We start from the raw sequence: 13,359 nt of genomic DNA, 5'->3' as shown, positions 1-13,359 counted from the left end.
CATGGCGAGCGACGCACTTCCCTTCGGGCCCGAAGAGATCCGCAGCTACCTCAAGGTCACCGGCTGGTCTGCCGTCTCCGGCGGCGCCGTGGCGGAACTCTGGCGCCTGCCGGGGCCGACCGAGGAAGTCGTACTCGTCCCCATGAAGGCGGGCGCCCCGGATTTCGGCAAGCGCGCCCGTATGCTCGTCGAGGACCTGGCGCGTGTCGGTTCCGAAGACATCCGGACCGTGCAGGACGCCATCGCATCCGTTTTCCACGACGTCACGGACCTCAGAGCGTCCCACCCCACCATTCGCGACGGATCGATTCCACTCGATGCCGGATTCGAGTTGTTCCAGTCCGCCAAACGTCTCCGCGTGGCTTCGGCCGCCGCCACCATCCGCCGACAGGGACACTTTCGCAATTTCCCTACGCGCGCCCGGGACCAGGCCCGCGATGTCCGCCTCGGCCAGACCCGCAAGGGCTCGTACATCGTGCCCATCATCAGCCAGGCGCGGTCCCCTCGGGACGTGTACGAGCGCGGGCAGGAGCAGATCGACATCGAGGTCGAGGAGACGCTCTTCGACCGGCGGGTCACCGCGACCATGTCCCGCGCCTTGGGCGTGCTGGAGGAAATGGCCGGCGCCACGCGGGTGCCCACTCCCAGCGAGATCACCGATTCCATCGGGGAAGGCGTCTCGTACGAGCTGTGCCAAGCCCTGACGAAGGTCGTGAACAGCGACGCGGTCGACACCCTGGACGTGACTTTCAACTGGTCCCGGGTGGCGGCAGCACCGCCCGGAACACCACGCGAAGTCGAGTTCAACCACGATGCCATCGCCATCGTGGAGCGGGTGTCCGACCAGCTCAAAACGAGTGTCTACAGCCGCGAGAACGTCATCTTCGGGCTGGTCACCCACCTGAACCGCCATCCGGGCGACGAGACGGGCAGAGTGGGCGTCCAGGCCCTCATCCAGCGACGCAGTCGCACGGTCTGGATGGATCTTCCCGACGCCGGCTATCACGAGGCAGTGCGCTGCCACGACTCCGGCATCCCCGTGCGCGTCCGTGGCGTGCTCAACAGCCCGCCCGGAGGATCGGCCACCATGCGGGTCGCCGACTTCGGACCGGATCCGTCCCTGGGGCAGTAGCTGCTCACGCCCGAGGGGAACGCTGACGCGAGCCGTGCCGCACCGTCCGGACGGTTTGGCATATCAGTATGTATGCCTCGGAATTGGCCTGGTTTCAGGTCCGATCTCAGTAGCCTGATCGCGGACCTGACGGGAAGAGGACGATGCGGTACTGCGAACGCCATGAAATGCACAACTGCGCGGACTGCGCTCCGCGCACACCTCGCGGCGGTGCGTCCGCCGACGGATGGGACGAGTGGCCGACGGCTGCGATCATCATTCACGCCAGCGGCAAGGCCCACCTTCCCGGCTGCGGGCAGTAGGGACAACCGATCCGCTCCACGGCGAAGCCCCAGGTCAGGGACCTGGGGCTTCATTCGTGTCCGGGGATTCCCCGGTGCGGTGCCGTCCTGTGGCGGCCGTGTGTCAGCTCTGCGTGGCGGCGTCGTCCGTCTGACCGGCGTCTTCGCCCGCCTGCGTGGTGGTCTCGGTCGCCTGGGCCTTCTCGCGCATCTTGCGGACCAGTTCCGCCTTGTTGTCGGCTGCGTTCTGGCGGTCGAGGTTGCGATGCGGGCCGTTGTTCTGCCGTTCGGCGCGGGACTGCCGCTTGCGCTGGCCGCCGCCCTGGCCCACGGGGTTGTTGATGTTCTTGCTGTCGGGCATGGGTTCTCCCGGTGATGAGGTGAGGTGGTCTACGGATTTCGGTGGGGGACGGGCGCGGTGACACGGAGCGGTGTCGACAGGGGCCCGTCACGCTCTCACTCGTAAATCGGCGTCTGGAAGAACATGACAAAGACGTTACCCCGTTCCGGCAGCCCTCGCGCCGGGCTTTTCGCCGCCCGCCGGGCTGCCTCACGTACCCGGTCCCGAGCGGGCCGTCGCCGATGGCCCCTCGGGGGCGTGGGTGATCTCCTCGTGGATCTCCTCGTGGATCTCCCGGCGGAGGGCGGCCTCCCGGGACGCATCCTCGGGCTCAAACTCCGATCGTCACACCATCCGCTAAACGGACCGATTCCCCGCTCATCCGAGGGACACCCCCGGCGCCGCCATTCCCCCCGCCCCCGCCCGCGTGGCAACGTCGCGGCCGACCCGTACGCCCGTGACCAGCAAAGGCCCGGCCCCATGGCACCCGTACCCCTGCGCCCGCGCAGCTCCCGCGCCCTCTCCACGGCCGTCGCCGCGCTCGCCGTCACCGCCGGCGCACAGCTGGTCCTGGCCGCTCCCACCCCGGCCGCCCCCGCCTCCGCCCCGGCCACCCCGGCCGCCACCGCCTCCGCCCTGGCCGCCCCCGGCGCCTTCGCGTCCGCCCCTGTCCCCGAGCCCCTTCCGCCCTCCTGTGGTCCGCCCGCCGGGGTCGTGTTTCCGCTCGCCGCGCGGATTCGGGGCGGGCCCGTCGACTATCCGGCGGGCGGGGTCTTCCAGGAGTGGCGGCTCGATCTCACCAACACCACCGCCGCCTCCTGCTCCGGCATCCATCCGGTGCTCGTCCTCACCGACCGCGACCGGGTCCTGCGGCCCGAGCAGATCCGGCTGGAGTTCTACGACGAGGGCGCGGCCCGCTGGCGTCCGGTCGCCTTCGAGGGGACCGACGAGGCGGAGAACGTGGGTGCCTTCACCGGCTTCGGCGGCTTCGCGGTGCCCGCCGGCGGGACCCTCACCGTCCCCGTACGGCTGGCCTTCCGGGTGGGGACCGCCCCCGAGGAGGTCGTCGTGAACGCGGCGGTCGTGCAGCGCCGGGGCGCCGACGGCGACTGGGTGGGCGAGTCCGGCGACTACCGGCTGACCGTCGGCCCCGCCGGTCCTGACGCCACAGGCACCCCTGACGCCACGGGCACCCCTTACGCCCCAGACCGGCCGGAGTCGCCGACGTCGGAGTCGCCGAAGCCGGAGTCGCCGATGTCGGCGACTCCGGGCAGGTCTGACCGTACGAGCCCCGCCCCCGCCACCGGCACCGGCCCCGCCCAGAGCCCCGTCACCCCCGGCCCCGCCCAGAGCACCCCCGTCGTCGGCGGCACCCCCCGGCCCCCCGCACCTGACACATCCCCCCCTTCCCGGCCCCCCTCGGCCGCCCCCCGGCCCCTCGGCCCCGGCGCCGTCGAGTCGGAGGTCGACGAGAGCCCCGTACGGGGTGAACTCGCTTACACCGGGCGGGAGTCGAGGGCTCGGGCCCTGCGGGTCGCGCCCTACGCGGGCGGGTTCCTGCTGCTCGGTGCGGTGTTGGTGATCGTGGGGCGGAAAGTCCGGCACCGGCGGGTCACTTCCCGTACACCTTCCCGTTCATCCCCGTCTGCGACCATCCCCCGGTGAACTATCAGAGCACCCCCGGCGCCCCTGTCCGCGCCGGCGTTCCGGAGCACGGCCGCGTTCCCAAGTACTACGCGGTGAAGGCCAAACTCTCCTTGATGGTCGACGACTTGGGGGAGGGCGGGCTGCTGCCCACGGAGCGGGACCTCGCCGTCCGGTACGAGGTGTCCCGCGAGACCCTGCGGCAGGCGCTGCGCGAACTCCTCCTCGAAGGGCGGCTCCGGCGGCAGGGCCGGGGCACGGTCGTCGCGGGTCCCAAACTCGAACAGCCGCTCTCCCTCGCCAGTTACACCGAGGGCCTGCGCCGTCAGGGCCGCCGCCCCGGCCGCGCGCTGATCTCGCTGGACCGTTTCCCCTGCCCCGAGGTGCTGGCCCCCGAGGTCGGCGCCGAGCCCGGCGCGAACGTCTGGCACATGGAGCGGGTGCTGCTCGCCGACGACGAGCGGGTCGGGCTCGAAAGCACGTACGTCTCCGAGGCGCGGGCTCCCGGGCTCGACGTCGAGTTCGACCCGGACTCCTCCTTCTACGCCTATCTCCGCGACCGGCTCGGGATCTCCTTCGGCGACGCCGACGAGCGCATCGAGACGGTGCTGGCGACCCCCAGGGAAGCCCTGCTGATCGGCACCCCGCCGGCCCTTCCCATGCTGCTGCTGCACCGGGTCTCCCGGGACGCGGCGGGCCGCCCGCTCGAACGGGTCCGCACCCTCTACCGGGGCGACCGGTTCAGTTTCACGGCCCATCTGGGGCGCCAGGACCGGCCCTCGGAACCCCCGCCTCCATTGATCACGGAACGGTAACGGGTCTGGTCCAAGCTTGTCGGCCCGTTCACCGTCCCGTTGCCCGGCGGCCCCACCCGGGACACCCCCCGCCGCGAATCTCGCTGTCATGAAGGTGATCGTCGTAGGAGCCGGCGTGGTGGGAACCATGCACGCCTGGCACGCAGTGGAACGCGGCCACGAGGTCGTACACATCGAGCGCGAGGCCGAGGCGCGCGGGGCGTCCCTCCGCAACTTCGGCCAGATCTGGGTCAGTGGCCGGGCGGGTGGCGAGGAACTCGACACCGCCCTGCGCGCCCGGGAACTCTGGGAGGGCGTCGGAGCCCGCGTCCCCAGGCTCGGCTTCCGGGCCATCGGGTCCCTCACCCCCGTACGCAACGAGCTGGAACTGGCCGTCGCCGAGGCCGCCCTGGCCCGCCCCGACGCCGCCGCGCGCGGCTACAAGCTGCTCACCGCCGCCGAGGCGCGCGAGGTCAACCCGGCCCTGCGCGGTGAGTTCCAGGCCGCCCTGTGGTGCGAGCGGGACGCCGCCGTCGAGCCGCGCACCGCGCAACTCGCCCTCCGCGAGGCCCTCCTCGCCAGCGGCCGCTACACGTTCCTGCCGAACCGCGAGGTCCGTGACGTCGTCGGCGAGAACGCCGTCCGCGACGACCGGGGCGAGATCCACCGGGGCGACGCCGTCGTCCTGTGCACCGGCGCCTGGCTCTCCGGTCTGGTCCGCGAGGTCGCGGGCGAGGTCCCCGTCCGCCGCGTCCGGCTCCAGATGATGCAGACGGAGCCCCTCGGCGAGCGGCTGACGACCTCCGTCGCCGACGCCGACTCCTTCCGCTACTACCCGGCCTACGCCTCCGAGGCCCTGGACGCCCTTCAGGCCGGTCAGCCGCAGGACCCGACCGCCGCCGCCCACAAGATGCAGCTCCTCATGGTGCAGCGCCTCGACGGCGGGCTGACCATCGGCGACACCCACGAGTACGAGCACCCCTTCGCCTTCGACACCCTCGAAGACCCCTACGAGCACCTCACCCGGGTCGTCGAGTCTTTCCTCGGCCGCCCGCTGCCGAAGATCCGGCGCCGCTGGGCCGGTGTGTACGCGCAGTGCGCCGACAAGAGCCGCGTCGTGCACCGCCAGCAGGTCCGCGACGGCGTGTGGCTGGTCACCGGCCCCGGCGGCCGAGGCATGACCTGCTCGCCCGCCATCGCCGAGACGACCGCCGACACGCTGGGCTGGTGAACCCCATGACCACGAACCCCACCCCCGACTCCGTGAGCACGAGCACCCCCGTGAACCAGAAGCAGAAGAAGAACCTCGTCGTCCTCGACATGGCCGGCACCACCGTCGCCGACGGGGGACTCGTCGAGCAGGCCTTCGCCACCGCCGCCGAGCGGCTCGGCGAAGACCCCGCCACGATGATCGACTACGTCCGTGCCACCATGGGCGAGTCCAAGATCTCCGTCTTCCGCCACCTCTTCGGCGGCGACGAGAACCGCGCCCAGCAGGCCAACCAGGCCTTCGAGGCGGCCTACGGCGAACTCGTCGCCGACGGCAGGATCGCCGCCATCCCCGGCGCCGCCGAGACCATCGCCGCCCTCGCCGAGGAAGGCCGCACGGTCGTTCTCACCACCGGCTTCGCCCGGGTCACCCAGGACGCCATCCTCGACGCCCTCGGCTGGCGCGACCTGGTCTCCCTCACCCTCTGCCCGGCCGACGCCGGCGGCCGGGGCCGCCCGTACCCGGACATGGTCCTCGCCGCCTTCCTGCGCACCGGCGCCGTCGACGACGTCCGGCAGGTCGTGGTCGCCGGGGACACCTCGTACGACATGCTCAGCGGTGTCCGCTCCGGCGCCGGACTCGTCGCGGGAGTCCTCACCGGCGCCCACGACGAGGCCGCGCTCACCGGCCACGGCGCCCACCGGGTCCTCGGCACCATCGCCGGACTCCCCGAGCTGATCCGGGAGTACGAGGCATGACCAGCGGCATCCGCTTCGACGCCGTGTCCGTCGCGTACGGCGGCACCACCGTCCTCGACCGCCTCGACCTGACCGTCGAGCCCGGCGAGGTCATGGCCCTCCTCGGGCCCTCGGGCTCCGGCAAGACCACCGCGCTGCGGGCCGTCGCCGGATTCGTGCGGCCGGCCTCGGGGCGGGTGCTCATCGGCGACCGTGACGTCACCCATCTCCCGCCGTACAAGCGGGGCATCGGCATGGTCGTCCAGCAGTACGCGCTCTTCCCGCACCTGCGGGTCGACGCCAACGTCGCCTTCGGCCTCAAGGCCCAGAAGGTCTCCAAGGAGGAGATCCCGGCCCGGGTCGCCGAAGCCCTGGAGATGACCGGCATGGCGTCCTACGCCCACCGGTACCCCCGCGAGCTGTCCGGCGGCCAGCAGCAGCGCGTCGCCATCGCCCGCGCCCTCGCCATCCGGCCCGGAGTCCTCCTCCTCGACGAACCGCTCTCCGCGCTCGACGCCCAGCTCCGCTCCGGCATGCTGGCCGAACTGGCCCGCCTCCACCGCGAACTGCCCGACGTGTCGATCCTCTACGTCACCCACGACCAGATCGAGGCGCTGACCCTCGCCGACCGGATCGCGGTCATGGACAAGGCCCGCCTCCAGGACTGCGGCACCCCGCAGGACCTCTACCGCAGGCCCCGCACCGAGTTCACCGCCTCCTTCGTCGGCAACGCCAACCTGCTGCCGGTCACCGTCACCCCCGACGGCGTCACCCTCGGGGACACCCGGCTCAGCGTCGCCACCGACGGCATCGCCCCCGGCGCCGCCGCCACCCTCTGCGTCCGCCCGCACCTGATCGGCCTCGGCGAGGGACCCAACGCCCTGCGCGGCCGGATCACCGAGGTCCAGTGGCGCGGCTCCACCCACCGCCTCTACGTCGAGACGGCGGGCCGGCGCGTCAAGGCCGACGTCCGGGAGCTGCGGGACACCCCGCCGCTCGGCACCGAGGTCACCCTGAACTTCGCACCGGAAGACGCGGTACTGCTCGGATCGGGGGTCGGCGATGGCTAGCCCCGCGACCGGGCTCAAGGAGAGGGAACCGGTGAAGACGACCACCCCCGCACCGCCCGCACCGCCCGCCCCCGCGGTCACCGCCCCCGCGCCCGCCGCCGCTTCGGCCCCCCGGCGCACGGTCCCCGGCTGGGTCTGGGCCCTCCCGCCCGTCGCCGTCCTCGCCGTCGTCTTCCTCTACCCGCTGGCGCTCGTCGTCCAGGAATCCCTGGCCCCCGGCGCGTACGCCGACGTCTTCGCCTCCCCGTCCTTCCGCGAAGCCCTCGTCACCACCGTCTGGCTGGCCGTCGCCGCCACCGTCGGCTGTCTCGTCCTCGGCTTCGTCCTCGCGGTCGTCATCGCGTTCGTGCCCTTCCCCGGCGGGAAGGCGGTGTCGAAGTTCATCGACGTCTTCCTCTCCTTCCCGTCCTTCCTGATCACGCTCGCCCTGCTGTTCCTCTACGGCACGGTCGGCATGGCCAACGGCCTGTGGACGGACGTCACCGGAGCGGCCACCGGCCCCTTCCAGTTCCTCACCACCCCGTGGGGCGTCCTCCTCGCCGAGATCACCTACTTCACGCCCTTCGTGATGCGCCCCCTGCTCGCCGCCTTCTCCCAACTGGAGACCGCGCAGCTGGAGGTGGCCTCCTCGCTCGGCGCCCGCCCGATGCGGATCGTCCGGCAGGTGATCCTGCCCGAGGCGCTCCCCGCGCTCGCCGCGGGCGGCAGCCTGGTCCTCGTCATGTGCCTCAACGAGTTCGGGATCGTCCTCTTCACCGGCGCCAAGGGCGTCACCACCCTGCCGATGCTGGTCTACAGCAAGGCGATCCTCGAATCCGACTACACCGCCGCCTGCGTGGTCGCCGTCGTCAACATCGCCCTCTCCGTCGGCCTCTACACCGTCTACCGGGGGGTGAGCCGCCGTGCTGGTGCATAGCCGCTCGGGCCGCTGGACCGCCTGGACCGCCTTCGGCGTCCTCTTCGTCCCGCTCTTCGCCCTGCCCCTGGCGGTCATCGTCACCGCCTCCTTCTCCACCAACTGGTCGGGCGCCTTCCCCTCGGGACCCACCACCGCCCACTACGCGGCGGCCGTCCGAGGCGAATCCCTCCAGGCGCTCACCACCAGCCTGATCACCGCCGTCACCGCCAGCGTCATCGCGCTGACCGTCGGCACCTGGGCCGCCCTCGCCGGAGCCGCCCTCGGCAAGAAGGGCAAGAAGGTCCTCGACGCCCTGTTCATGCTGCCGGTGGCGGTGCCCTCGGTGGTCGTCGGACTCGCCGTCCTGGTCGCCTTCTCCCAGCCGCCGCTGCTCCTCAACGGCACCCGCTGGATCGTGATCATCGCGCACACCGTCCTGGTCACGGCCTTCGCCCACCAGTCGGTCTCGGCCGCGATCCGGCGCCTCGACCCGATGTACGAGCAGGCCGCGGCCAGCCTCGGCGCCCGCCCCTCGTACGTCCTCCTGCGCGTCAAGCTTCCGCTGCTGCTGCCCTCCCTGAACGCGGCGGCCGGACTCTGCTTCGCCCTCTCCATGGGCGAACTGAGCGCCACGATGATGCTCTACCCGCCGGACTGGGTCCCGCTCCCGGTGCGCATCTTCACCGCCACCGACCGGGGCTCCCTCTTCACCGGCTCGGCGCTCGCGGTGGTCCTCATGGCCACCACCCTGCTGGCCCTGCTCGCCGTCTCCCGCATCCGCACCAAGGCCTCGTTCCGCTAGGCCGCTCCAGAGCCTCACCGCTTCACCCCGAGCCTTCACCCGCGTCACCCCGAACTCCACGCGTCACCCCGAGCTTTCCTTCCCCAGGAGAAAAAGAACGTCATGCGTACGTACGCCAAGCCGATCGCCGCACTGACCGGTTCCCTCGTCCTCGCCGCCGGCCTCACCGCCTGCGGAGGTTCCTCCGACGCCGCCGACGAGAAGATCGTCACCGTCTACAGCGCCGACGGCCTCAAGGGCGAGGCGGGCGACGGCTGGTACGACAAGGTCTTCGCCGACTTCGAGAAGAAGACCGGCATCAAGGTCAAGTACGTCGAGGGCGGCTCCGGCGAGATGGTGCAGCGCGCCCTCCGCGAGAAGAGCAACACCCAGGCCGACGTCCTCGTCACCCTGCCCCCCTTCATCCAGCAGGCCGGTTCCAAGGGCCTCCTCCAGAAGTACGCGCCGCAGGGCTCCGACCAGGTCGACGGCGGCGACAAGGCCACCGACGGCAGCTGGACCTCGGTCGTCAACAACTACTTCGGCTTCATCTACAACAAGAAGGAGCTGGCCACCGCCCCGAAGACCTGGGAGGAGCTGCTCGACGCCAAGTACAAGAACAGGCTCCAGTACTCCACCCCCGGCGTCGCGGGCGACGGCACCGCCGTCCTCATCAAGGCGATGCACGACTTCGGCGGCAAGGACGCGGCCATGGAGTACCTGAAGAAGCTCCAGGCCAACAACGTCGGCCCGTCCTCCTCCACCTCCAAGCTCGCCCCCAAGGTGGACAAGGGCGAACTCCTCGCCGCCAACGGCGACGTCCAGATGAACTACGCCCAGTCGAAGAGCATGCCGAACCTCGGCATCTGGTTCCCCGCCGCCGGTACGGGCAAGCCCACCACCTTCGCCCTGCCGTACGCGGCCGGCCTGGTGGACAAGGCCCCGCACACCGAGAACGGCAAGAAGCTCCTCGACTTCATGCTGAGCCAGGACGCCCAGCAGCAGGTCAGCGCCGTCGGCGGCGGCTTCCCCGCCCGCAAGGACGTCAAGCCCACCGACGCCAACGCCGTCGAACTCGCCAAGATCACCGAGGGCGTCGAGATCTTCCAGCCCGACTGGACCGACATCGACCAGAACCTGAAGACGTACGTCGACGCCTGGAAGGCCGCCACCGGCAGCTGACCGACCGCCGACCGGCAGCCGACCGGCGACGGACCGACCGCCGCACGGCAGCCGACCGACCGCCGCACGGCACCAAGAGTTCACCGCACGTCCCTGGCAGCCCCTCCGCGCATCGCGGAAGGATAACGGGTACGGACCAACGCCCCTGAGAAATCAGGGGCGTCGGCATGCCCGCCCCCGCTTCCCCGGACTTCCACGGAGGACCCCGACATGCCGCTCCCCGGCATCTCCCGCCGCACCGTGCTCGCCGCCGCCGGTGCCACCGCCGCCGTCGCCGCCACCGGGACCCTCGCCGCCCCCGGCGCCCTCGCGGCCGGTGCGCCCGTGCTCCCCGACGGCACCAGCCAGGACAAGGTGCTCGTCGTCGGCATGGACGGCCTGCGGTACGACCGGATCGACGCCGCCCAGGCCCCGCACCTCAAGTCCCTGATGGCCGAAGGCACGTACGGCCGCTCCCTGCTCTACGCCAACCCGATGGCGGCGACCTCCTCGGGCCCCGGCTGGTCCACCATCTCCACCGGCGTCTGGCCCGACAAGCACGGCGTCAAGGACAACACCTTCACCGGCAAGAACTACGGCCGCTACCCGGGCTTCCTCGCCCGGCTGCACCAGGTCCGCCCCGCACTCTCCCTCTTCGCCGCCGTCGACTGGCCGGAGCTGGACACCCACGGCACGGTCACCCCCGGCGCCGACGCCAAGCTCGTCTACGACAACAACTACGCGGTCAACGACCGGACCATCACCGACCTCACCGAGGACGTCCTGCGGAACCAGAACCCGGACGTCCTCTTCGTCTACTTCGGCGAGACCGACGAGATCGGCCACAACCTCGGCGCCGCCAGCGCCCAGTACCTCGCCGCCATCGACGTCCAGGACGCCTACCTCGGCCGCCTCCTCGCCGCGATCAAGGCCCGCCCGACGTACGCCGCCGAACGCTGGACCGTCATCGTCGCCACCGACCACGGCCACACCGACACGGGCGGCCACGGCGGCTCCAGCATCGAGGAGCGCCGCACCTTCGTCCTGGCCAAGGGCCCCGGCATCGCCGCGGGCGCCCGCCCCATCGACACCCGGCTCGTCGACGTCGCCGCCACCGTCTTCCACCAGCTCGGCATCGTGCCCGACCCGGCGTGGGGACTCGACGGCAAGCCGGTCCAGGAGCGCTCCGGCGACCCGTTCGACACCCTCTACGGCTCGCTGACCGGCCGGGTCGACGAGACCGGCATCCCCGCCGGAATCCTCGGCTTCACCCACACCGCGCCCAGCGGCTGGTCCGTCATCAACAACGCCATGGGCACCGGCGGCATGACCGAGTGGCGCGGCTGGTCCTTCGCCACCGACGAGTTCTGGTCCCGCTCCCAGCGCGACCAGTCCCGCGAGCTGAACGTGCGCGCCCGGGGCGTCTTCGCCGTCGCCGACTCCGACGAGTGGGCCGACAAGACCTTCTCGGGAAGCTACGACTCCACCCTGGTCACCCCCGCCTACAGCGTCGCAGGGGCCGGTACGGTCACCCTGGACTTCACCACCCTCTACCGGCAGGAGGGCGCCCAGAGCGCCCAGGTCCTCGCGAGCTTCAACGGCGGCACCCCGGTCCTGGTCAAGAGCTACACCGCCGACGTCATCTCGCAGCCGCAGTCCCTCGCCGTCGCCGTCCCCGCCGGAGCCTCCAGCGTGAGCTTCCGCTTCCGCTACACCGGGGCCAACAACTGGTACTGGACCCTCGACGGGGTCAGGGTCGCCACATCCTGACTAGGCTGGGGGCGCCGCCACAGTGCTGTGGCGGCGCCCCCAGCACACGCAGGTCTGTACGGCAGGAGTCCCGCACCCATGGCAGAGCGCAAGCCGATCGAATCCTGGCTCACCGACATGGACGGCGTCCTCATCCACGAGGGCGTGCCGATCCCCGGCGCCGACGCGTTCATCAAGAAGCTGCGGGAGACCGGGAAGCCGTTCCTGGTCCTCACCAACAATTCCATCTACACCGCCCGGGACCTGCACGCCCGTCTGGCCCGGATGGGCCTCGACGTCCCCGTCGAGAACATCTGGACCTCGGCCCTGGCCACCGCCAAGTTCCTCGACGACCAGCGCCCCGGCGGCACCGCGTACGTCATCGGCGAGGCGGGTCTCACCACCGCGCTGCACGACATCGGCTACGTCCTCACCGACCACGACCCGGACTACGTGGTGCTCGGCGAGACCCGGACGTACTCCTTCGAGGCGATGACCAAGGCGGTCCGGCTGATCAACGCGGGGGCCCGTTTCATCTGCACCAACCCCGACGAGACCGGGCCCTCGCTCGAAGGCCCGCTCCCCGCCACCGGTTCGGTCGCCGCGCTCATCACCAAGGCCACCGGCAAGGAGCCCTACTTCGCGGGCAAGCCCAACCCGCTGATGATGCGCACCGGGCTCAACGCGATCGGCGCCCACTCCGAGTCCAGCGCCATGATCGGCGACCGGATGGACACCGACATCCTGGCCGGTCTCGAAGCGGGCATGCAGACCTTCCTGGTCCTCACCGGTCTCACCGGCCACGCCGAGATCGACCGCTTCCCGTTCCGCCCGTCGAAGATCGTCGACTCGATCGCGGACCTCGTCGACCGGATCTGAACCTCCCCGCCGCCGTTCCCTGCGGATGCGAAGCGGCCCGATCCGGGTGACCCTGCCAGTACCAGGAGGTCACGATGCGTTCAGGTCCCATTGCTCTTCGTGCCGCGGGGGCGGCCTTGGCCCTCGTGCTCGCACCCGCCGCCGGCGCGTACGCCCACGACGGGGTGAAGGCAGCCGCCACCCCGGCCACCGCCGCCCCGGGCGCCGACATCGACATCCGCGTCCAGGGCTGCGGGGAGGCGTCCGGAACGGCGAAGTCCCCGGCGTTCGTCGCCGACGCCGAGCTGACCGGACGGGACCGGGGCGAGCGCCCGCTCACCGGCGGTGCCACCCTCCGCTCGGGCCTCCAGGACGGTACGTACCAGGTGGGGGTGGTCTGCGACGGGCACGAGCACCCGGACGCGGGGACCGTACGGGTCCAGCGCCACCAGCCCTCCCGCGAGCCCTCCCACCCGGCCGCCCACGAGCCCGCGCACCGGCCGACCCCGCACAGCAGCCCCGTCGCCCCGGTACGGGCCGGTGGCGGAGGCACCGCCGCGTTCGCCGCGCCCATGGCCCCCGGGGTCGCCCAGACCGGCGGAGACGGCGGCCTCGGCACCCCGTACACCCTGGTCGGGCTCGGTCTGGCCGGGGTCGCCGCCGTCGCGGTCGCCTTCCGCAGCTCCCGCCGCCGCGCCCAGGAG

The 13,359-nt window shown here is 71.6% G+C and carries 13 protein-coding genes; 12 read left to right on the top strand and 1 reads right to left on the bottom strand.

Going from position 1 to position 13,359, the window contains the following annotated elements:
- Window position 1 precedes the first annotated feature (1 nt).
- A complete protein-coding gene (locus tag BU197_RS15915) occupies window positions 2-1,132 on the top strand; it encodes a hypothetical protein (RefSeq protein WP_188268953.1) in 1,131 nt (376 codons plus the stop codon).
- Between the two features lie 405 nt (window positions 1,133-1,537).
- Here BU197_RS15915 and BU197_RS15910 read toward each other — a convergent pair whose 3' ends face one another.
- Window positions 1,538-1,774: a DUF6243 family protein gene (locus BU197_RS15910; protein ID WP_188268952.1), complete on the bottom strand. Its 237-nt coding sequence runs from the start codon at window positions 1,772-1,774 to the stop codon at window positions 1,538-1,540.
- Window positions 1,775-2,233: 459 nt separating this feature from the next.
- On the opposite strand from BU197_RS15910, the gene BU197_RS15905 reads away from it, so the two are divergent.
- The 11 genes from BU197_RS15905 to BU197_RS15855 form a co-directional block, all read left to right on the top strand.
- A complete protein-coding gene (locus tag BU197_RS15905) occupies window positions 2,234-3,418 on the top strand; it encodes a hypothetical protein (RefSeq protein ID WP_188268951.1) in 1,185 nt (394 codons plus the stop codon).
- Window positions 3,415-4,212: a GntR family transcriptional regulator gene (locus tag BU197_RS15900; RefSeq protein ID WP_317452168.1), complete on the top strand. Its 798-nt coding sequence runs from the start codon at window positions 3,415-3,417 to the stop codon at window positions 4,210-4,212. The genes BU197_RS15905 and BU197_RS15900 overlap by 4 nt, the downstream gene beginning before the upstream one ends.
- An 88-nt stretch (window positions 4,213-4,300) precedes the next feature.
- The gene (locus BU197_RS15895) at window positions 4,301-5,422 is read left to right on the top strand and encodes a TIGR03364 family FAD-dependent oxidoreductase (RefSeq protein WP_188268950.1); all 1,122 of its coding nucleotides are present in this window, start codon (window positions 4,301-4,303) and stop codon (window positions 5,420-5,422) included.
- A gap of 5 nt (window positions 5,423-5,427) precedes the next feature.
- Window positions 5,428-6,159 carry a phosphonatase-like hydrolase gene (locus BU197_RS15890; protein ID WP_188268949.1) on the top strand — a complete coding sequence of 244 codons (732 nt, stop codon included), beginning with the start codon at window positions 5,428-5,430 and terminating at the stop codon, window positions 6,157-6,159.
- On the top strand, window positions 6,156-7,208 hold the full coding sequence (locus BU197_RS15885) for an ABC transporter ATP-binding protein (RefSeq protein WP_188268948.1): 1,053 nt from the start codon (window positions 6,156-6,158) through the stop codon (window positions 7,206-7,208). Before BU197_RS15890 ends, BU197_RS15885 begins: the two co-directional genes overlap by 4 nt.
- Window positions 7,201-8,124 (top strand): 2-aminoethylphosphonate ABC transporter permease subunit, encoded by a 924-nt coding sequence (locus BU197_RS15880; protein WP_411158492.1) that lies wholly within the window; start codon window positions 7,201-7,203, stop codon window positions 8,122-8,124. The genes BU197_RS15885 and BU197_RS15880 overlap by 8 nt, the downstream gene beginning before the upstream one ends.
- Window positions 8,111-8,908 (top strand): ABC transporter permease, encoded by a 798-nt coding sequence (locus BU197_RS15875; RefSeq protein ID WP_188268946.1) that lies wholly within the window; start codon window positions 8,111-8,113, stop codon window positions 8,906-8,908. Before BU197_RS15880 ends, BU197_RS15875 begins: the two co-directional genes overlap by 14 nt.
- Window positions 8,909-9,010: 102 nt before the next feature.
- Window positions 9,011-10,069: a 2-aminoethylphosphonate ABC transporter substrate-binding protein gene (locus tag BU197_RS15870; protein WP_188268945.1), complete on the top strand. Its 1,059-nt coding sequence runs from the start codon at window positions 9,011-9,013 to the stop codon at window positions 10,067-10,069.
- A gap of 210 nt (window positions 10,070-10,279) precedes the next feature.
- Window positions 10,280-11,818, top strand: coding sequence for an alkaline phosphatase family protein (locus BU197_RS15865; RefSeq protein ID WP_188268944.1), 1,539 nt, complete (start codon window positions 10,280-10,282; stop codon window positions 11,816-11,818).
- A gap of 78 nt (window positions 11,819-11,896) precedes the next feature.
- The gene (locus BU197_RS15860) at window positions 11,897-12,676 is read left to right on the top strand and encodes an HAD-IIA family hydrolase (RefSeq protein WP_188268943.1); all 780 of its coding nucleotides are present in this window, start codon (window positions 11,897-11,899) and stop codon (window positions 12,674-12,676) included.
- A 125-nt stretch (window positions 12,677-12,801) separates the two neighbouring features.
- Window positions 12,802-13,359 (top strand): hypothetical protein (locus BU197_RS15855; RefSeq protein ID WP_317453391.1); only part of this gene is annotated, 558 nt, incomplete at its 3' end.

This window comes from Streptomyces sp. CBMA291, assembly GCF_014596525.1.
Taxonomy (GTDB): Bacteria; Actinomycetota; Actinomycetes; order Streptomycetales; family Streptomycetaceae; genus Streptomyces.
The sequence above is the reverse complement of the archived record's forward strand: the minus strand, read 5'-3'. Positions and strand labels throughout refer to the sequence as shown.